Here is an 18,465-nt window from a genome sequence, read left to right on the forward strand (position 1 = left end):
CCAAAGCAAAAGAAGGAAACAATCGAAAAATCTTTATGAACCCAAAATGGGAACAACAAAAAGAACAAATCAGAACATTGCTTTCAGAAGAAAAAACAGGGAAAATCTACGGAAGACGGAAGATTGACGTAGAACCAGTTTTTGGATTTCTGAAGGCTAATTTAGGTTTCACCCGATTATCTGTCCGTAGAAAAGATCGGGTGAAAAACGAGTTGGGGTTTGCGCTTATGGCGGTGAATTTAAGAAAATTCGCCGCCATAAGTGCAAAATGACCTAGCAGCAAAACAAAATAACAGAAGAAAAAGGCATCGCACATCAAAAATGATGTGCGATGCCTTTTGAGTTATGAGTTTTAGCTAGTTATGTCCCAGCCTCTTTAATAATGTATAAGCGTGAAACACCCTTCAACCCCTATGACAATATAGTAATAAAAAGCATGGAAGGGTTGGTTTAAGTGAATAATCATTATATTGCCGATCCTGTTGACTCGGCGCTCGCTCTCCTCGATATTCTCGTTATTCTTCTGGTGGATGATGATCCACTAACAGGAATTGTGCTTTTACTTCTTTTAAAAACCGTTACAGATAACAGGCTGATACGGATTTTATTTATTCTTCTGCTCATTACTTTAAGCAGCACATAGAAAAAGCTTACTTCAAATCCGTCAACAATAAAAGGATCTGAGCGGCCCCTGCCAGGTCGCACAACCCATTCGGCGAGAATTTCACCCCTGTCTCCCTGCCCTTCTTCCCTTCCTTCTTACATCAAAAACTCCATTTTATTTCTTTTTGTCCTGGATTTTTCCGAAGAAAATGCATCTGAATAGGAGCCGCCAAACAGCTGGTTTAATGGAATAAGAATATATCCTTCATTTGATATACTGGTTATGTTTCCTACCTATAAACGTTGGAGGTTTTTCCTGTGGAAGAAGAGCAATTGTCCATATTTAACGAAAAAGAACAGAAAATCGGAGCTTTACCCAGAAATCAGGTACATGCAAATGGAGCCTGGCATGAAACGTTTCATTGCTGGTTTGTCAGAAAATCCGGAAACCGAATTTACCTGTATTTTCAGCTTCGAAGTCCCGAAAAAAAGGATTTTCCTTCACTTCTCGATGTTACAGCAGCAGGCCATCTTTTAGCATCTGAATCTGTTGAAGATGGTGTAAGAGAGCTTGAGGAAGAGCTGGGTGTCAAGCTTCCCTTCACCCTTCTTCAACCGCTTGGCACTGTAAAGGAAAAATTAAAGAATGGGCTGGAAACAGACGCGGAAATTTGCAGGGTCTTTTCTTTTGGGATAACACAAGAAATAGAGTTTACTCTTCAAGCCAGTGAAGTAAAGGGACTTTTTCACGTTGAACTAAAGGCTTGAAGAATTAATAGAAGGAAAAAAAGAAGGAATCTGGACGAATGGATTTGAAGAGGATCAACACGGCCGGTACAATGTGGATAAATATGTGAATATAAAAGACTTTGTTCCCCATGAAAAGAAGTATTATCGTTTTTTATTGAACCAAATTAAAAACATGTACAGTTATCCACAATAATTCCTGTCCGTTTGACCAGTCAAAAAGCCTGAGACACATTCCCAGGCTCCCCTCAGTTTTTATCGGATAATGCTTCCATCATTTCGTGAGTGATCTAATCACAAAAATCAGGACTGTACCAAATAGTAATCCGTTAAACACATACACAAAGCCTTCTCCAATTCCATCTGATTGTTGTAACCCCACCTCCACGGATTGCCAAGTTAAGTAACTGAAGAAGATTAAAATAAGATTCTTTATTATGTTGATCATCATTCTTGCATTTCGATATTGATATTCCACATTATTTTCAGTCAATCGAAGATAGTTATACACATGTGGATAACGCTCTAATATTGTTAATCCCACCCACAGAATCACTCCAATCAACGGCAGCAGCAAAATAAAACCAGTTGAAGACCAGTCATCTGGCTCTCCCGCTGCATTAAAATGGGTTGGAATCTGATCCGGCAATGAGGAAGCGTAAACGAAAAGGTAGATTAATAATGCTGTAAAAACCAGAAGTGCTGCCACGTTGAGCCCTTTTTCCAAAGATGTTTTCGGTAAGTTCAATACAGGCCGCTTATCCATAACTTCCCCCCTTGACTTCTTTATACTTTATACGTTTTCAAGGGAGGAAAGTTTCAACCCTTATGTAAAGAACTGTTCTACTTTACCCCATCCATTAGAGGCTGTTATTTCAGCAAATGCACCGTTAACAAACGTCATTTGAGGAGGCTGATGACCGCAGTCTATATCATATACAATGGGGATGTTTAATTCTTCTGCAAGCACCGAATAAACATCTTCCACAGTATAATGATCCACAGGTTCATTGGCTGAACTTCGGCCAAACAATATACCCGCGCATTCAGTAAACCACCCTGCGAGCTTCAGCTGTACAAGCGTTCTTCTCAGCTCTGTTGCATTCATTTGGTCATTTTCAAAATACCATACCACAGGCTCGTCCAATGTGAACTGTTCTCTAAATTCCTTAACATTTCCATAAGGTGTTCCTGCAAGATGGCGAATAACATCTAAGCAGCCTCCTAGCAATCTGCCTGAAAATGCTTCCTCTTTTCCTGAGATCGTTTTCCACTCTGTTTTCTCAGTCAAATGAAAAATGCAGGAAGTTGGATTAGCGTGATCCCATTCCTTTTGATAGCAGGAAGAAGCAGATTGAACAACCGATTCTCCTTCCCTCGCCGAGAGTACTTCCATCCACTTTGCTGTCGTTTCATCCATTAATTCTCCACGAACATCCACAAAATTTGGTCCGTGAGCCGTAGCAAGACCAGTTTTTAGTGTGATCGCGAGAAGCAATACACTCGTATCTGAGTATCCCATAATCCATTTTTTATCGAGTTTTTTAAAATCTGTGTATTCCAGCATTTCAATTAAGAGCTCCCCACCCCAAACAGGAACGATATGATGAATGGACTGCTCTTTCATCATGCTATTAAACTCTTTTGCCCGCAGCTTTGGAGATGCCGAGGCTGCTTTATTCTGAGACCAGACTGTATGTCCAATTACCGTATGGAAGCCTCTTTTCTTCATTCTTTCCTCTGCCTCTCTTACGACTGGATGCAGTTGTTCTGGAGCACCGGAAGACGGAGCGGTTATTCCAATCGTTTCTCCTTTTGACAGCAATGGGTAATAAATCATTTTAAACCCTCCATTTCTTTTCTATATGTATATGCCTCTGATTTTAGTCTATCTTATTCATTCCTTTAAATGAAGAGAATTAGTAATTTAAGGTAATTAAGCAGGTCATAATAAGAAAATTCTATTAAAATTCTAAATATTACAATAAATTTTTCTTTAAATATTGATAAATTCTTTGAAATTTCCCAAGTAATGAAAATCTATCTATCTGAGTTTTTGGTATGAAAAACAGCCGAAAAGTCCTGTTCCTTCTATCCTGTTTTAAATTCTTTTAAAATCAAATAAATTTATACTTGGCTCTCCGACTCACATTTTCCTTGACCTTATACGGCTTATTTTTCCCAATAAACAAGTAGAGAAGGCTCTGATAGGATAGTCTCAGGAACAAAAATATCAAAAGAAAAAGAGGAGTGAACCATTTGAAAAGATCCAACAAGCTTTTCATGAGTGTCTTGTTAACTGCCAGTCTAGTATTTCCAGCGTATTCATCTGATGCAGAAGCTGCGCCGGGCAGCAGCGAGAAATTTCGAGTCTATGTCGAGGCAGTGAGCAAATCAGCCAAGAACACTGTAAAGAGTCAGCATAAAGCACGCTGGGAATTAACTGAGAATGGCTTTTCAACTGAAATGAATGAAAAGCAATTCAATGCACTGCAAAAAAACAAAAACGTAAAATTGACACGCGTCCAGAAAGTCTCAGTAGACACAGCTGTCCGAGCATCAAATAGTGAAGTGAATGCAGCTGAATACCCTTCTCAGCAAACGCCATGGGGAATTAAAGCCATCTATAACAACACGAACCAAACCTCTACTACAGGAGGACAAGAGATCAATATCGCTGTGCTGGATACAGGAGTAAACGTGAATCACTACGATTTAACAAATACAGTAGAGCAATGCAAAGACTTTACACGATCTACTCCGATTACAAATGGAACCTGTAATGATGCAAATGGCCACGGGACGCATGTTGCAGGGTCAGCACTGGCTGACGGCGGAAGCGATAAAGCCGGCATATATGGCGTTGCACCGGATTCGGACCTTTGGGCTTATAAAGTACTAGGTGATAACGGATCAGGCTACTCAGATGATATTGCAGCAGCCATCCGCCATGCTGCTGACCAGGCATCAAGCACAGGCACGAAAACCGTAATCAATATGTCTCTAGGCTCAGCAGGCAATGATAGTTTAATCTCAAGCGCCGTGAGCTACGCATACAGCAGAGGCGTATTAGTTGTAGCGGCTGCAGGAAACTCCGGCTACTCCCAAGGAACAATCGGCTATCCAGGCGCACTTCCACAGGCGATTGCAGTTGCTGCGCTTGAAAACAGACAGGAAAACGGAACCTACCGTGTGGCCAACTTCTCCTCACGGGGCTACGCTTCAACAGACGGTGACTATGTCATCCAGCAAGGCGATATTGAAATCTCTGCACCAGGAGCAGCCATCTACTCTACCTGGAATAACGGAGGCTACAATACAATCAGCGGAACATCCATGGCTACACCTCACGTAGCAGGACTTGCAGCAAAAATTTGGGCACAAAACCCGGGCTGGTCCAATACCCAACTGCGCACCAACCTGCAAAACCGCGCAAAATCAGTTGACATCAAAGGCGGCTACGGAGCCGCAACAGGCGACGACTACGCATCAGGATTCGGATTCGCAAGAGTGAACTAAAGGATGCTGAAGCGGGCGTTCAGGGGCGACAAGCATAAGACGACCTGTACAAATAGGCGCTTTTTGCCTATTGGGCAGGGTGGCTTATGACCTCGAGACCCTGCCCGCTGAAGCTCGACTAGCCAAAGGATGCTGAAGGCGCTCGTCCAGCCCCGACAAGTTTAAGACGCACTGACAAGTTGGCGCCCCCTTGCCAACTAGTCAGGGTGAATTAACACCTCGAGGGAAATGGCGCCAAATGGCAAAAATAGAATCAAATATGTACGATCGCAAGTACCTGCCGAACTTGCAGCAGTAAAACATTTTATAAGCAAAGTACACGAGCCCGCCAAGGTCAAAGCAGTGAATACTTTTTCAAAGCAACTCCCCCTCCCTATAAATAGAAGGCCGTTCTCTCTCAAGCAGTGCTTGAAAGAGGACGGCCTTATTGTTTTAGTAAAGCTTTCCCTGCTTATACAATATGGTTGATAACTTCATAACCGAATGAATATAGCAGTTTTGCCTAAGCGAATGCGGGTCTCCAAAGTACTGAGGCAGTATTGTATCCATCGTATGCTGCATTTTATTAAACAGCTTAATAAAGATTTCATCCTCACTGTAAAATTGCGTTTCCCTTCCCTGCAGCCATTCAAAATATGAAACGATTACTCCTCCAGCATTAGCCAGGATATCCGGAATAATAATAGTTCCTTTTTGATTTAAATAGTCATCTGCCTCTGCGGTAACAGGGGCATTTGCACCTTCTACCAGAATAGAAGCTTTTATCTTTTCCATATTTCCACTGTGTACCTGGTCTTCCAGAGCAGCGAGCATCAGAACATCTACATCAAGTGTTAAAACCTCATCGCGATCAAACAATTCAGCCTTCACACCGCTTTCTGTTAATGCATGCCTTGAAGATGGGAGCTCTCCCTTATTTTTAGCTGAGAACTCAATTAGTGAAGGGATATCCAGGCCATCTTCATTGAACAAGGTTATATTACGGTCACTTACAGCTACCACTTTATTCGGGAGCATCGGACATTGAAACGCCTCGAGAGCTGTTACAGACCCGACGTTACCGAACCCTTGCACAGCGATTTTTAATGGCCGATTAGAAGCCTGTAAAGCGGTCTTGGCAAAAGGATTGTTTAAAGAAGCTAAATTTTCTCTGTTTTTGTTAATGTAATCATGCATCAAATAGCGGTAGGTAAAATAGACCCCTTTTCCAGTCGCTTCTCTTCTTCCCAGGGATCCTCCGTTTAAAACGCTTTTCCCTGTAAAACTTCCTCTGTACGGAAGTCCCGGTTTTATACTTTTATATTCCGCCATCATCCAGTCCATTTCCCGTTCGCCAGACCCTACATCCGGTGCAGGAATATCCTTATCCGGGCCTATAACGTCCGCAAAATACTGAACATATTTTTTGGAAATAAGATTTAATTCCTTTGTCGTTCTTGCTCTTGGATTAAGTACAATTCCGCCTTTTCCTCCGCCAAAAGGGACGCCATGAAGGGCATTTTTCAACGTCATCAAAAAAGCTAAATTAACAACTTCTTCTTCATTCACTGACTCATGAAATCGAATTCCTCCCTTATAAGGTCCCAATGCATCATTATGATGAACGCGAAAAGCAGGAATCCTGACGACCTGCCCGTCCTCAAGCGGAATCCGCAAAAAAGATTTATGTATTTTGTTTGGTGTGGAAAGTATCGCTGCTAAAGAAGTAAATGCTTTTTGCCGCGTTTCCCCTTCCAAATCAGAGATAAACGTTGAATCCTGCATTAAAGCGTCTAACGAAAGCTGAACGATTGATCTTGTTTGTTCCTGCATGCTGCCCCCACCTTTTTCTTTTTATTCTGAATAAAGTGTATCATAAGATAAGCGCTTTCAAAAATGATTAGGAGCACTGCTTCTTTACCCTACTATCCTCCCCTTTTATTTCGATATAAAAATAAAATAAAATAAATATATTTATAATTGCTAAATAATGTTATAAAATATGAAAAAGATTAGTCGAGAACCCAAATTCAATCTCTTAGTATGCATAAAAAGCTTTATAAGCAGCCGCACTCATCCCCTGTTATAACTTCTATGACTTCCTTAAACCGTGTCCTTTTAGAAACGGGAGTTAAGTCATGCAAGCGTTTGTTCATCGTTTGAATTTACTAATCTGGTAATATTAAGACCTTAAACCTTTCAAATAAGGGGATAGAAAATGGAAAAGACATTTAATAAGACTGACGCTGCCAAGAGTCAACAGGAAATGTACAGAGAAATTTTGGAGTATTCCATTGAAAACATTATGATACATACCAATTTCAAAGTGCTTTATCTAAATGAAGCATGTTCGCGTTTCTTAAGATGTTCAAAGGAAGCTGCACATGGAGCATGTGTGCTGGAGTTATTTGAAGAAGGAACGCAGAAATTAATTCAAACCAGAATCGAAGAAACGATGGATGGCACACAGAAGCCCGGAAAAACAGAAGAAACCATCACCCGATTTGACGGGTCTAAGATAGACATAGAGTTTCACTGTAATCCGGTGATGTATGGAAATCAGAAGGCTGTTCAAAGTGTATTTCGAGATATTACGAAAAGAAAAGAAGCGGAACGGTGGATGAAGGATCAGGACAAACTTGCTTCAGTCGGACAAATTGCAGCCGGAATTGCTCATGAAGTGAAAAATCCGCTTACAGCCGTTAAGGGATTTCTTCAGCTGCTTGAAGAATCCCATCCTCATGCCTACTTAACAACAATGAAAAGCGAACTCAATATTGCAATCAACACCCTGACAAATCTTTTACATGTTTCAAAGCCGGACCTTTATGAAGAAGAAATCGTTCCTATTTACTTATGTAAAGAGCTTGACGCCCTGCTGCTTCTTTTCCAGGATCGCTTTTATGATATTAAAGTGGAGCTTCATTTAAAAGATACATGCGTATTTATACTTGGAAAAAGAAATCTATTCCTAAAAGCTTTTTTTAACCTGTTTAAAAACGCGATTGAAGCTATTGAAGGAAGCGGCAAAATTACCATTGAACACTATGTTCACCAAGGAACCGTACATGTGAAGATGCACGATACAGGCGTGGGGATTCCAAAGGATAAAATAAAACTGCTTGGCACCCCTTTTTATACAAGCAAGTCACAGGGCACTGGGCTGGGTCTGACACAGGTTTTTACTACTATCATTGATCACGGCGGAACTCTTACTGTGCACAGCCATGAAAATTGCGGTACTACTTTTCATATCCAGCTTCCTACTAAACACAGCGTTTCGTAATGGTCATACACACGTCCTAAAAGATGGGCGTGTGTATTTTTTTATATCCCTTGCTTTACTGCAAAAACACGCATTTTTTCTTCCAGCTGGATTAAAAACTCGTGGATATAAAACGGTGTAATAAGAATTTGATCATTTTCTACTTTTTTATAGTCAATAAACCAAACGCACTCTTCACTTGGCAGAAAAAACACGACTTGCTCCAGTTTCGTTTTTCCTTCACTTGCAAAAAGAAAAGAGAAATTATCGAGCTCTTTCCTGTTTAAAGTAAAGTCGTAAAGAAACTGACGAAAGGCAGGGGGCGTGCTGCGGTCCTTCATTACCTCTTCCACATAGTCAGGACTCATCTGATGCAGTTCATCAAAACTGTCAGTAGTTAACTCAATAGTCAGGAACTCCATTTCGTTCATAAGTTTTCTGCCTTTAAACTCATACCATCCGTGTAAAGCTGAACGAAGACTCTCACCATGAGAACAATAGGAAAATCTATGTTCTCCATTTTCCACTTCCTGAATCAGCATGTTCATTCCATCAATAAAATGAATAAACCGTACACCATTCTCCTGAATCCATCTAATCTTTTTCTGAGATTTTTTAAGAGTGGACAGAATGGTTTCAAGTTCAGTTGAGAAACCAGCTGATTTTACAAGATTACTATTTTCTTTTCCTGCAAAAAACTCCATGTCTTCCTGTGAGGTGAGATTAAAGAATGAGCGTGTATCCTGAGCAATACAGTCATAGCCGCGTTGGTCTAATGCAGCAGTTAGTTCTTCGTGTGATAAGCAAATGGCTGAATTCACCTTGTCACCCCTCATATTCAGTATGATGGATAAAGCAAAAAGTCGTGCAGATCGTTTTGATAAACACTCGTTATCCAATATCTTCTATTTTAAAAGATCCACCATTTCATAGCAATAAAGTGGCTGTGTCTTTTTAAAAAAGAGTAGAAAGAACCGGTTTGTGCATGAGTGACAGCAGGTGATTTGGTCTATGGTAATCGAACAAAAAAGAGCCTGGGACATAAGTGTCTCAAGCTTTTCGATCGGTTCAGTTCGCTGCGCTTCAGGCTTACGCTTCCGCAGGGACGGAGGTGAGCCTTTTCGGGCCTTGCCCTGCACAAAGTCTTCAGCTTGCCGTCAAATCCTGCTGGAGTCGACACCTTCCGCTCCGCTCTCCTCATACTATTGATACATACATCCTCATTTGTTAAACTTTTATGAGTTTTGTCCTAACCTCTTTTATCTTACATAAAGTTTAAAGTATTATTTACTCGGTTACTAAAACAATATAGCCTATGTCCTCATCGAAATCCCAATCCACAAAGATTTCCTGTATTTTCTTTTTCATGATTTCTTCGAGACGCGCTTCACGCACCAGTTGTTTTTCCATGGGGCGTTTCGTTAAAACTAATTCTTCAGCATAGCCGTTTGAGATTAATTCTTTCTCTATACGGACTAATATTCCTTGCCTTTTGGCTACGATTGTCCGATCGCTTAACCAGTACAATTCAGTTTTTTCGGGAGTCTTCTGACCTTTTTTCGTAAGCAGATTGACCTCCTGCCGGAAAGCTTCTTTATCAACCTCGTCCGGCCATGGCACCGAGGATTCGTCTCCGCTTCCCATTACGCCAAGGATCATGCCTGCCTGGTCTTCAAGAGACCAATTAAAATAAAGCTTGTCGATTTCAACAGGTATCATTTTATTTAAGGATGCCTTCATAATCGGCAATATATTTTCCATGATTAAATCCCGTGTTTCCTCCACACGGTTAATTTCATTTCGTTCAATCAGTACACGTTCCATAGGGGCCATAAAATCCCTCAAATGAATCGTGATAAAAGGATGCTTGTATGTTATATAAATAGATGTTGGTCCTTTTCCAAAATGGTCTCTTAAAAGTTTCCCCACATACCTTACCATCTCTGAATACGTTTCTGCTTCTATCTTCAAATAAAGTCTCCTCTCGTACAAAGACAATAGCTGCTAGCTAATCTATATAGTACAGATAATAATGAAAAAAAGAAATGTCTTGAAACTGGGAAAACTCCCTGATTATTTTCATCCTGCTCTCTTTTTGCTTCTTCAGAACATATAAAAAATATACAGTTACTTTTCGCAATAATTACAGAGGCTATAGTAATTTTCTTCTATAAGCTGCTCCACATAAGCGTAGCTGTAGGTGAATTCGCGGTAATCTAGCGAACTTGCATTGAATTCACACCCTGTTCCTGCATATGATGTCCGGTGAATTGATTTAGTTTCGTGGTCAATTAAATAATTCACGACTGCCACATCCTTATCGCTTTTAACTACGATTGCATCTGCTTTATACACTTCTTTTAATTTGCACAGACATCGATCATATATGTATAAATTTAGAAAATAAAAAAAGCCGAAAAGAACCATTAGCGGTTCTTTTCGGCTTATGTCCAGCTCTATTGTCCAGCTCATTCTACCTACTGTGCTATATAAAATAATTATATTTTGGTTTGTAAATAAGATAAGGCAGCTGCATTTTTACATACATCGGAAACACTACTGTTTTCCTGCCCCTTTATTTTACTAGAATGGTGCAATAGAGTAAAGAAACTTACCAAATTCTTTTCTTATTCCCGGTATAAGAAAACAGTAAACATGGGCATGAATATGCTCTCATCTGATCTTAACTTACAACCGGATTTATAGAGTGAAGGCTGCTAAAAACCCTATCAAGACTCGTTTTTGCCAAAGTTCATTCTCGCATATCTTCCTCGGATAATTTCATAAATACCGTATAAAATTAATCCAACTGCAACGATTCCGAGTAGAATCATTCCATAAGGCTGCTGTGCAAGCTCAGAAAGTGCTCCATCCAGTCCTTTTGACTGATCCGGGTCGGCAGTATAAGCAGTTTGAATAAAGAAAAAACCAACCATAGCCAGGACAATTCCTCTGGCGATTAACCCAAGTTTCCCTGAGTTTCTTGCTATTTTTTTCTCATGCTGGTTCATATCCTTTAAAATAAACTTACTCATAAACCGCTCTTTCCATCCATTATAAAATTCGTATACTGCATAGCCAATAATAATGACACCGATTAATCCAATAACCCATTGGCCAAAAGGCTGCTGAAGCAGTCTGGCAGAGATCGTCTGCTCTGAATTTCCGCCCCCGCCGCCGGCATTCATGGCAATTCTAATGGCACTGAAAGCAAGACTTCCATAAATAATTCCGCTGACAAAATACCCGATTCTCGTAACGATCCCTTTTGGATCCTTTCCTTTATGTTCAGGGTCCATGATCGCACGCACAAATTCCCATATAATATATCCAATAAGACCAATACCTATAATCCACAGCAGAACTTCACCAAATGCCACTCCAGCAAGTGATTGAAGCGCTCCGCTCGTGTCTGTTGCTTCACCGCCTGCTCCGATCGCCGCCATAAATGCTAAAATACCAATTACTCCATAAACAGATCCTTTTGCCATATAACCGAATCTTCCCAGCCTTCTGACCCAGGGTTTTACCTCTTCACCGGCATCTTCAGCTTTGTTTTTTGCCTTTTGAGTAGTTGCACTGCTCAAATCGTTCACCTCTTTCATTCTATCTACGTATTAGATGCCCTTTTAAGCGGAAAGAAAAACCTGCTGGTAAAAATAAACAGGTTTTTATTCCATTTGCTTTAATCCATTCTTTTTAATGATCAGATCTGAAAGTTTCAGTTGCTTTTCAGCTTCCTCTACCATGGCAGCACAGCGATCGGTTTCAACCTTTTGTTCAGTCTCAAGTGAATAGCAGGTGCCATTTCCACTTTCATTCCAAAGATTTGATTCATAGTAATAGCCGTCGTAAACAAATGATCCGTCCCGGAAGGCTGTAACTCCCTTTTCTTCAGATAGAAGAGACGTCCCCATCATAAAATCCGGCTGAATTCCGGCCAAAGAAAGAATAGTTGGTGCTACATCAATTTGTCCGCCGCTTTTCTCTACGATTCTTCCCTCTTCACTCGAAGGCGGTTTAATAAAGAGCGGCACCTTTCTTCCGAGCTCGAAATAATCAACAGCGGACTCTGCGTTTTCATATTGCGCCATTTCTCTGTCCTCTTTGAACAATGCGCTGTCATGATCTCCGTAAACCACAATCATTGAACGGTCCCATAAATCTTCTTCAATCAATTTTTCTTTCATTGCCCCAAATGCACTGTCTACGTAATGAACATTATGATAATAATTACGGAGAATTTCTTCGTCAAATAAACCAAAATCAAGCGTCTTCATGTCATCCGGGAATGAATACGGCGTGTGACTCGTTAATGCCACCATAAAACTGTAAAATGGTTCTTCCATGCCGGCCATTTTTTCAACACCCGTTAAAAAGAAGTCTTTGTCATTCAGTGTGAGCCCGATCTCTCTTTTATCTGGAAAATCATCAATACTGTAAAACTCATCAAATCCAAAATTTTCATACATTTGATCCCGGTTCCAAAAATTTGGTCTGAACGCGTGAAAGGCTGCCGTTTCGTAGCCTTCATTACTCAGCTCTTCAGGTAATGAGCCAAAGGAATGGTCAGGGTATCTCGTATAAACCGATCCCGACTTTAAAGGGTAAAAAGAGGTATTGATAATAAATTCAGCATCAGATGTGCGTCCTTCATGCGTTTGATGATAAAAGTTTGAAAAATAGATCGACTCTTCTTTGAACTCGTTTAGATATGGTGTGACCTCTTGACCATCAATTTCCTGGCCAATAACGGAAGACTGGAAAGATTCAAGCTGAACGACAATGATATTTGGCCGCTCATCCACTTCTTCTGCCTGTTGTGATTGCTGTTTTTCCTGCTGAAAAGAACGAATTTCTTCCTTTTCATTAGCAGAAAGCTCTGTGTCCTCAAACCAAGCTTCATCTACTTCATTTACGATATCTACAGCGTGGTACCCGATCATGCCTGTCTGATAGTAGTTTTTTAAATTTGATATAGGATTTGGTTCAATAAGCTCTCCGTCTCGTGTAAGAAGCAGCGGTGTGAAAAACAACACAAGTCCTGCGGCGAGTGCGGCTAAAGGAGCTGTAATTCTGGACTTTTTGCTATAAGATGGAACGGTCTTTTTACGGTTGATGATTAGAAAAATGAGGATGATGAGAGCGTCCAGGAAAAACAGAAAATCGTACCACTGAATAATGTCCTGCATCCCTCCACCCACTGCATCCATCTGCGGCAGCTGAATCAGCAGTGACACGGAAAGCAGATCTGTGAAATAGCGGTAATACCAGCCATTTGACACAATCAAAAAACTGATCAGCACACTGAAACCGACAAGCATCCATCTTCGTTTTTTGGGAGCAATGGATAAAATCCAAAAAGACAGCAGAAAAGCACTGCCTAAACTGACAATCAGCATATAAAAACTAAAATATGTAGTAGTTGCAATACTGAATAAGTATAATTTAATTAGTAAAAAGCCTACATAAAGAAAATAATCTCCATACTTGCGGCCAAACTCTTTCATCGAATCCCCCTATCTTCCTGCTCCTACTAATACCCTCCCACATTCATGAAAAAACTATGTGCGGCATATTCTCTTTTTTCACAAACCTTCAAGCTGGGGGTTGGAGGCATACATGAATAAAAATAATAAATGATTCAGTATTTCACACCTCACATGAAGGCTGGGGAAAGCTTAAGCGGAAATCCTCTCGCAGCAGAAAAGTGAATGGGTAAAAGCCCAAGACCTACATTGGGCCTCAGACTCTTGAATCGAACAGCTATTTACATATCAACCCGGCCTTTCTTTATTCTGCGGTCTGCATACACAGCCATTGATTGACGCAGAAATTCAGATAGCCCCTCGCCAAATTGGTCGATATTTTTCGTGAACCTTTCATCGTTCGTGTACAATTCACCAAGTCCTTTAAAGGCTTCAAGCGAATAATTGCCAACTTTGTTTAACCAAAGATACCATTGATGAATTAATTTCTGAGCTTCCTCTCCATCTGCTGCTCCATGGCGGATTGAGGCGATTTGCCGGTAAAGCTCTTCCATTTCGTTTTGCATATTCTGTTGTTCCGATGCTGTCAGTTTGCCTGTTTTTTCTTTCGCCTCATCAACCTTTTCGTCTCCCCAGCGTTCTCTGGCTTCCTTTTCATAAGGATTTTGGCTGAAATCAAAGCCCTCAAACTTTTCCTTTTGACTCATTTTAATCTCTCCTTTCATATGAAGAATGGTTTTATCAATGGAAACAAGTAACTGATCAAGCCGTTTTCGTTTTTCCAACAGGAGTTTTCTGTGAAGCTCCAGCGCTTCCTGACGATTGTAATCAGGCTGGCTCATCATTTCTTTAATTTCTTTCAATGGGAAATCAAGTTCACGAAAAAATAAGATTTGCTGCAGTGTTTCCAGATTTTCCTCAGAATACAGGCGATAACCGGTTTGACTTAGTTGATCTGGAATCAGAAGTCCTATTTCATCATAATGGTGCAGTGTGCGCACACTGATGCCAACCAGATCAGCTACTTCTTTTATTTTATATGTCATCCAAAGCCCTCCCTTCGATTTCATGATATAGTATCCCGTTACGTGAGAGTCAACTAAATAATTAAAGTATTTATGTTAAACTGACTTTACATTTTGTTAACTCAACTATACAATAGGAGTATAAATGTTAAGTTTATTTAACATGAGGTGATGAGAATATGCTTATAAAAAACAGGGTGAGGGAATTGCGTGCGATTCATAAACTGACACAGGAGGAACTTGCCGAAAAAGTGAACGTGACGAGGCAGACGATTGCTGCAATTGAGAAGCAGGACTATATCCCTTCCCTGCTTCTTGGACTGAATATTTGTGAAGTATTTAAAGTGAAAATGGAAGAACTATTTTGGCTGGGAGGAGAAAGTAATGAAAAATAATATCACGAAAATGACAGTTATTAATGTGTTGTCTATTTTATGTTTAGGCTGGCTGGCAACAGCATTTTACAAAGGCAATGAATCATTTGCGGATTTTATTTGGAATCAAACAGATGGTTTTGCTGTAGAAATTCCTATTCTCCCTTTCATTGCAATGTGCTTTTTTGGCGCCTTATCCTATGTCCATATGAAAAAACTATCCAAAGAAAAAAAATCATTTAAATCCTTTATTTTGCCGCCTGAATTTTCTGAGCAGGATGAAAGAGAACGAGCCATTACAGCTAGAGCCTGCAGAAACTCTTATATTATCTTAGCTTATCTTGTCCCTTTGATCGTTCTAATTTTAGCTTTTGAACCGGTATATGAACGAATTATTCCTTCTCTCAGCATTTGGATTGTCCTCCTAATCCCGCTTGTGCAGTATTTAAGCTATTATTTTACAATCCGCAGGCAGGAAAGCTGAATTTATGACATTTGACTAAGCAAATGGATTATTTCCCGGAAAATAATCGAAAGAAGTCGGTATTGAGACGACCAGATGAACGATCGTCACGACGCGATCTCAGCAGGAAATGATGGTGGCTTGAGACTTTGCAGGGCAAGAGCTATAGAAATTTGCAGCGCTCCCTTCGTCCGTCTGAAGCGCAGTGAACCGCTAAAAAAGCTTGAGACACATGTCCCAAGCTCTTTTTTATAAATTATTTGTCTACCATTTTCTTTTGATACACTGCCACAACAAGTGCAGATATTCCAACCGTCCATGCCGTGATAATTAGCAGTGCGGCCCAGCCATCCCCGAAGCCTGCGCCATTTTGAACGGCGTATCCAAGATCTACAAGCTGTGAATTCGGCAGGTATTCTGCCGCCTTTAAAATAGGATACTGGTCTGAAAGCTGTACGGCAAAGGAACTGAATGAGAAAAATAACAGAACAGGCAGTATAACAACAGATGCTTCCATTACGGATCGCGTAATCAGCCCAAGCAGAGTGCCAATTCCCAAATAGAAGAGAATGGAAACAAACAGTGCAGCTCCAATCAGTAAAGCATTTTCAGGTTGATAACCGATCAAAAAAGCCGAGAATATGAGAACAATTGCGGAAATCAGGAAACTTACGAGACTCTTTCCAATTAAGATTTCACCTGTGCCGGCCGGAGAAAGCATGAGTCCTCGAAGAGTGTTTTTCTCTTTTTCTTCTGCAATTAATGCCGATTGTGTAAATGCTGCGATAACGGTCAGTGTCAGGTTGAAGACCATAAAAACCATATCAAGGCTCTGTACACCCATTCTCCCATAAAACGCTGCCAGGAAAAGGGGCAGAAAAACCATAGATGAAACATACAAATTTTTCGTAAAATCCTTATAGTCCTTTTGAAAAATAGCCATTGTCCTTTTTATGGATTGATTCATGAAAGCTTCCTCCCTGTCACCTCAATAAAAATATCACCAAGCGTTGGTTCATTTGATTGAATCCCAGCTACTTTATTCACATTCATATACTCGAATAATTGCTGAGCCCCTTTTGGACCTTTTTCAATCATCACTTCTGTTCCGTCTGTCAATTCAACCTTCAGCATGTCATTGCCAAATTTCTTTTTCAGCACTTTAGGCTCTTCAAGAAGCTGGATGGTGCCATTGTTCAGGAAAGCTACACGATCACATAATAATTCTGCTTCATTCATGTCATGAGTGGTTAAAAAGATTGTCGTTCCTTCACTTTTTAATTTCTCTAGCCCCCGGTAGATATGCCTGGAATTAACCGGATCCAAAGCAGAAGTTGGTTCATCCAAAAACAAAAGTTCCGGTTTGTGCAAAAAAGACCTGGCAAGGATCACGCGCTGCAGCATCCCTTTGGAAAGGGCTGAAACCTTTTTCTTTTCTTCGCCTTTTAAATTCACCATTTCAATTACTTCTTCGATTCTCGCTGCTGGCACATCATATAAATCGCAGTAAAGCTTTAAATTGTCCCAAATGCTTAATCTGCTGTACAGGCCGGAATTATCGGTTAAAACACCAATTCTGCGGCGGTAATGGTTTTGCTTTACTTGTTCTGCCGGCACCCCAAAGACATAGGCTTCTCCGTCTGTTTCTCTTAATTGAGCGGTGAGGATTTTAATGGTTGTTGTTTTGCCTGATCCGCTTGGACCCAAAAAACCAAATGTCTCACCTTTTTTCACTTCGAAAGAAATATCCTTTAATGCCGTTTCATTACCGAAAATCTTAGCCAGCCCTTTAACTTCTATGATGTTTTCCATGATACGCCTCCTGCTTTTATAAGATGGACTCAGTCCTTCACTTCCTGATTCCATCTTATAAAAGTGTGGGTGACCCTGCATTAAAAGAATGATGAAAGGATGTCAGGATAGGTTGAATAGCGCAAAAACGGCCATGAATGAATTCTATTTTAAACCAAGCATCTCTTTTAATTCGGCCATTTTTGATTTTGAAAGAGGGATTGTCGTACGATCTGTCCCCTCGAGGACCAGACTGTAACTGTTTCGCGTCCATGTAACGACCTCTCTTACCTTCTGCAAATTGACGATGTAGGAACGGTGGCAACGGAAAAATCCGAATGGAACGAGCCGCTTCTCAAGATCATTCAGTGTAAATGTACATGGATATACTTCCCCCTGAACACTCAAGTTGGATTGTCCTTCGCTGCTTTCAACAAAATCAATTTCAGGAGGATTAAACAGGATGATTTTTTCATTTATCTTTGCCGGAATTTTTTCAATTTGAACAGGCTGACTGACACAATAGTCTTCCCTGTCAGGTTTTTCTTCTTCACTGGATCCATCCTCCTCGAGTTTAACATCCAGCTGATGCAGCCCCTTTTCATCCAGACGGTGTACGCGCTCTGTCATAAATAAAGCACTTTCCATATTCCCAGTTAAAAGAAGGATGCTTTTGCCTTCCTCTTTTAATGCCTCAGTTACTTTTTTGATCACTCGTCTCGTTTCAAGATCCACATTTTGATCAGGCTCCTCCAAAATGAGCACCGGCTTATTTTCAAGCAGGAGCCTGGCAAAGTGGACCCGCCTTTTTTCAGAAAAAGTAAGGGAGGAGATTCGTTTTTTCTTTAGATGCTCAAGCTGAACGAGACGAAGAGTTTCATCTGATGTACGAGAAGATGAATGTAAATTTTTCCAAAATACAATTTGCTCTGTAACCGTCAATCGTTCGTATAAGCCATCATCAAGAAACATACATGATAATCGGCTTTTGCAGTTTTTTAAATCAGAAGAAAGCTTGTTCCCGGATATTTCTATGCTGCCGCCGGAAAGAGACATACCACCGGAGAAAATATCCATCAACACACTGCGGACATTCAGACTTGAATGAATAGCAGCTGCTTCATGAATATGGATCTCCATACTGAAGGGAGGAAACACTACGGAATCGCTGCTGCTTTTTTCTGCGTTTATAATTTTAATCATTTAACCC

At 40.5% G+C, this 18,465-nt stretch carries 19 protein-coding genes; 7 read left to right on the top strand and 12 right to left on the bottom strand.

Features of this window, described 5'->3' with window-relative positions:
- The 3 genes from ACQCT8_RS09075 to ACQCT8_RS09085 form a co-directional block, all read left to right on the top strand.
- Positions 1–272: transposase (locus tag ACQCT8_RS09075; protein WP_426870325.1), on the top strand; the 272-nt coding region annotated here is incomplete at its 5' end.
- Positions 273–454: 182 nt separating this feature from the next.
- Entirely contained in the window at positions 455–643 is a 189-nt protein-coding gene (locus tag ACQCT8_RS09080; RefSeq protein ID WP_426870327.1) for a hypothetical protein, read from the top strand.
- 278 nt (positions 644–921) lie between these two features.
- Positions 922–1,371, top strand: a complete 450-nt coding sequence (locus ACQCT8_RS09085; RefSeq protein WP_426870329.1) for an NUDIX hydrolase — start codon at positions 922–924, stop codon at positions 1,369–1,371.
- 253 nt (positions 1,372–1,624) lie between these two features.
- On the opposite strand, the gene ACQCT8_RS09090 is transcribed toward ACQCT8_RS09085, so the two are convergent.
- The gene (locus ACQCT8_RS09090) at positions 1,625–2,116 is read right to left on the bottom strand and encodes a DUF1648 domain-containing protein (RefSeq protein WP_426870331.1); all 492 of its coding nucleotides are present in this window, start codon (positions 2,114–2,116) and stop codon (positions 1,625–1,627) included.
- A gap of 60 nt (positions 2,117–2,176) precedes the next feature.
- Positions 2,177–3,190: a S66 family peptidase gene (locus ACQCT8_RS09095; protein WP_426870333.1), complete on the bottom strand. Its 1,014-nt coding sequence runs from the start codon at positions 3,188–3,190 to the stop codon at positions 2,177–2,179.
- 419 nt (positions 3,191–3,609) lie between these two features.
- Between ACQCT8_RS09095 and ACQCT8_RS09100 the strand changes: the two genes are divergently transcribed.
- Complete coding sequence (locus ACQCT8_RS09100; protein ID WP_426870335.1) at positions 3,610–4,869, top strand: S8 family peptidase; 1,260 nt, start codon at positions 3,610–3,612, stop codon at positions 4,867–4,869.
- A 432-nt stretch (positions 4,870–5,301) separates the two neighbouring features.
- Here ACQCT8_RS09100 and ACQCT8_RS09105 read toward each other — a convergent pair whose 3' ends face one another.
- Positions 5,302–6,681: a Glu/Leu/Phe/Val family dehydrogenase gene (locus ACQCT8_RS09105; RefSeq protein WP_426870337.1), complete on the bottom strand. Its 1,380-nt coding sequence runs from the start codon at positions 6,679–6,681 to the stop codon at positions 5,302–5,304.
- Positions 6,682–7,066: 385 nt separating this feature from the next.
- On the opposite strand from ACQCT8_RS09105, the gene ACQCT8_RS09110 reads away from it, so the two are divergent.
- Positions 7,067–8,134 carry a two-component system sensor histidine kinase NtrB gene (locus tag ACQCT8_RS09110; protein WP_426870340.1) on the top strand — a complete coding sequence of 356 codons (1,068 nt, stop codon included), beginning with the start codon at positions 7,067–7,069 and terminating at the stop codon, positions 8,132–8,134.
- A 41-nt stretch (positions 8,135–8,175) separates the two neighbouring features.
- Here ACQCT8_RS09110 and ACQCT8_RS09115 read toward each other — a convergent pair whose 3' ends face one another.
- The 6 genes from ACQCT8_RS09115 to ACQCT8_RS09140 form a co-directional block, all read right to left on the bottom strand.
- Positions 8,176–8,934: a hypothetical protein gene (locus ACQCT8_RS09115; protein ID WP_426870342.1), complete on the bottom strand. Its 759-nt coding sequence runs from the start codon at positions 8,932–8,934 to the stop codon at positions 8,176–8,178.
- A 466-nt stretch (positions 8,935–9,400) separates the two neighbouring features.
- Entirely contained in the window at positions 9,401–10,084 is a 684-nt protein-coding gene (locus ACQCT8_RS09120) for a Na-translocating system protein MpsC family protein (protein WP_426870344.1), read from the bottom strand.
- A gap of 156 nt (positions 10,085–10,240) precedes the next feature.
- On the bottom strand, positions 10,241–10,585 hold the full coding sequence (locus ACQCT8_RS09125) for a hypothetical protein (protein ID WP_426870346.1): 345 nt from the start codon (positions 10,583–10,585) through the stop codon (positions 10,241–10,243).
- Positions 10,586–10,842: 257 nt separating this feature from the next.
- On the bottom strand, positions 10,843–11,700 hold the full coding sequence (locus tag ACQCT8_RS09130) for a DUF1206 domain-containing protein (protein ID WP_426870348.1): 858 nt from the start codon (positions 11,698–11,700) through the stop codon (positions 10,843–10,845).
- 84 nt (positions 11,701–11,784) lie between these two features.
- Positions 11,785–13,623 carry an LTA synthase family protein gene (locus ACQCT8_RS09135; protein WP_426870350.1) on the bottom strand — a complete coding sequence of 613 codons (1,839 nt, stop codon included), beginning with the start codon at positions 13,621–13,623 and terminating at the stop codon, positions 11,785–11,787.
- Positions 13,624–13,883: 260 nt separating this feature from the next.
- A complete protein-coding gene (locus ACQCT8_RS09140) occupies positions 13,884–14,648 on the bottom strand; it encodes a MerR family transcriptional regulator (protein WP_426870352.1) in 765 nt (254 codons plus the stop codon).
- Positions 14,649–14,806: 158 nt separating this feature from the next.
- Between ACQCT8_RS09140 and ACQCT8_RS09145 the strand changes: the two genes are divergently transcribed.
- Together ACQCT8_RS09145 and ACQCT8_RS09150 are read left to right on the top strand one after the other, a co-directional pair.
- Positions 14,807–15,022, top strand: a complete 216-nt coding sequence (locus ACQCT8_RS09145) for a helix-turn-helix transcriptional regulator (protein WP_426870354.1) — start codon at positions 14,807–14,809, stop codon at positions 15,020–15,022.
- Positions 15,012–15,485, top strand: coding sequence for a hypothetical protein (locus ACQCT8_RS09150; RefSeq protein WP_426870356.1), 474 nt, complete (start codon positions 15,012–15,014; stop codon positions 15,483–15,485). Before ACQCT8_RS09145 ends, ACQCT8_RS09150 begins: the two co-directional genes overlap by 11 nt.
- 235 nt (positions 15,486–15,720) lie before the next feature.
- On the opposite strand, the gene ACQCT8_RS09155 is transcribed toward ACQCT8_RS09150, so the two are convergent.
- From ACQCT8_RS09155 to ACQCT8_RS09165, 3 genes are all read right to left on the bottom strand, one after another.
- On the bottom strand, positions 15,721–16,431 hold the full coding sequence (locus ACQCT8_RS09155) for an ABC transporter permease (RefSeq protein WP_426870358.1): 711 nt from the start codon (positions 16,429–16,431) through the stop codon (positions 15,721–15,723).
- The gene (locus ACQCT8_RS09160) at positions 16,428–17,276 is read right to left on the bottom strand and encodes an ATP-binding cassette domain-containing protein (protein ID WP_426870360.1); all 849 of its coding nucleotides are present in this window, start codon (positions 17,274–17,276) and stop codon (positions 16,428–16,430) included. Before ACQCT8_RS09160 ends, ACQCT8_RS09155 begins: the two co-directional genes overlap by 4 nt.
- Positions 17,277–17,420: 144 nt before the next feature.
- Complete coding sequence (locus ACQCT8_RS09165) at positions 17,421–18,458, bottom strand: LytTR family transcriptional regulator DNA-binding domain-containing protein (RefSeq protein ID WP_426870362.1); 1,038 nt, start codon at positions 18,456–18,458, stop codon at positions 17,421–17,423.
- Positions 18,459–18,465 lie beyond the last annotated feature (7 nt).

The organism is Jeotgalibacillus proteolyticus (genome assembly GCF_050107735.1).
In the GTDB taxonomy this organism is placed as follows: Bacteria; Bacillota; Bacilli; order Bacillales; family Jeotgalibacillaceae; genus Jeotgalibacillus; species Jeotgalibacillus proteolyticus_A.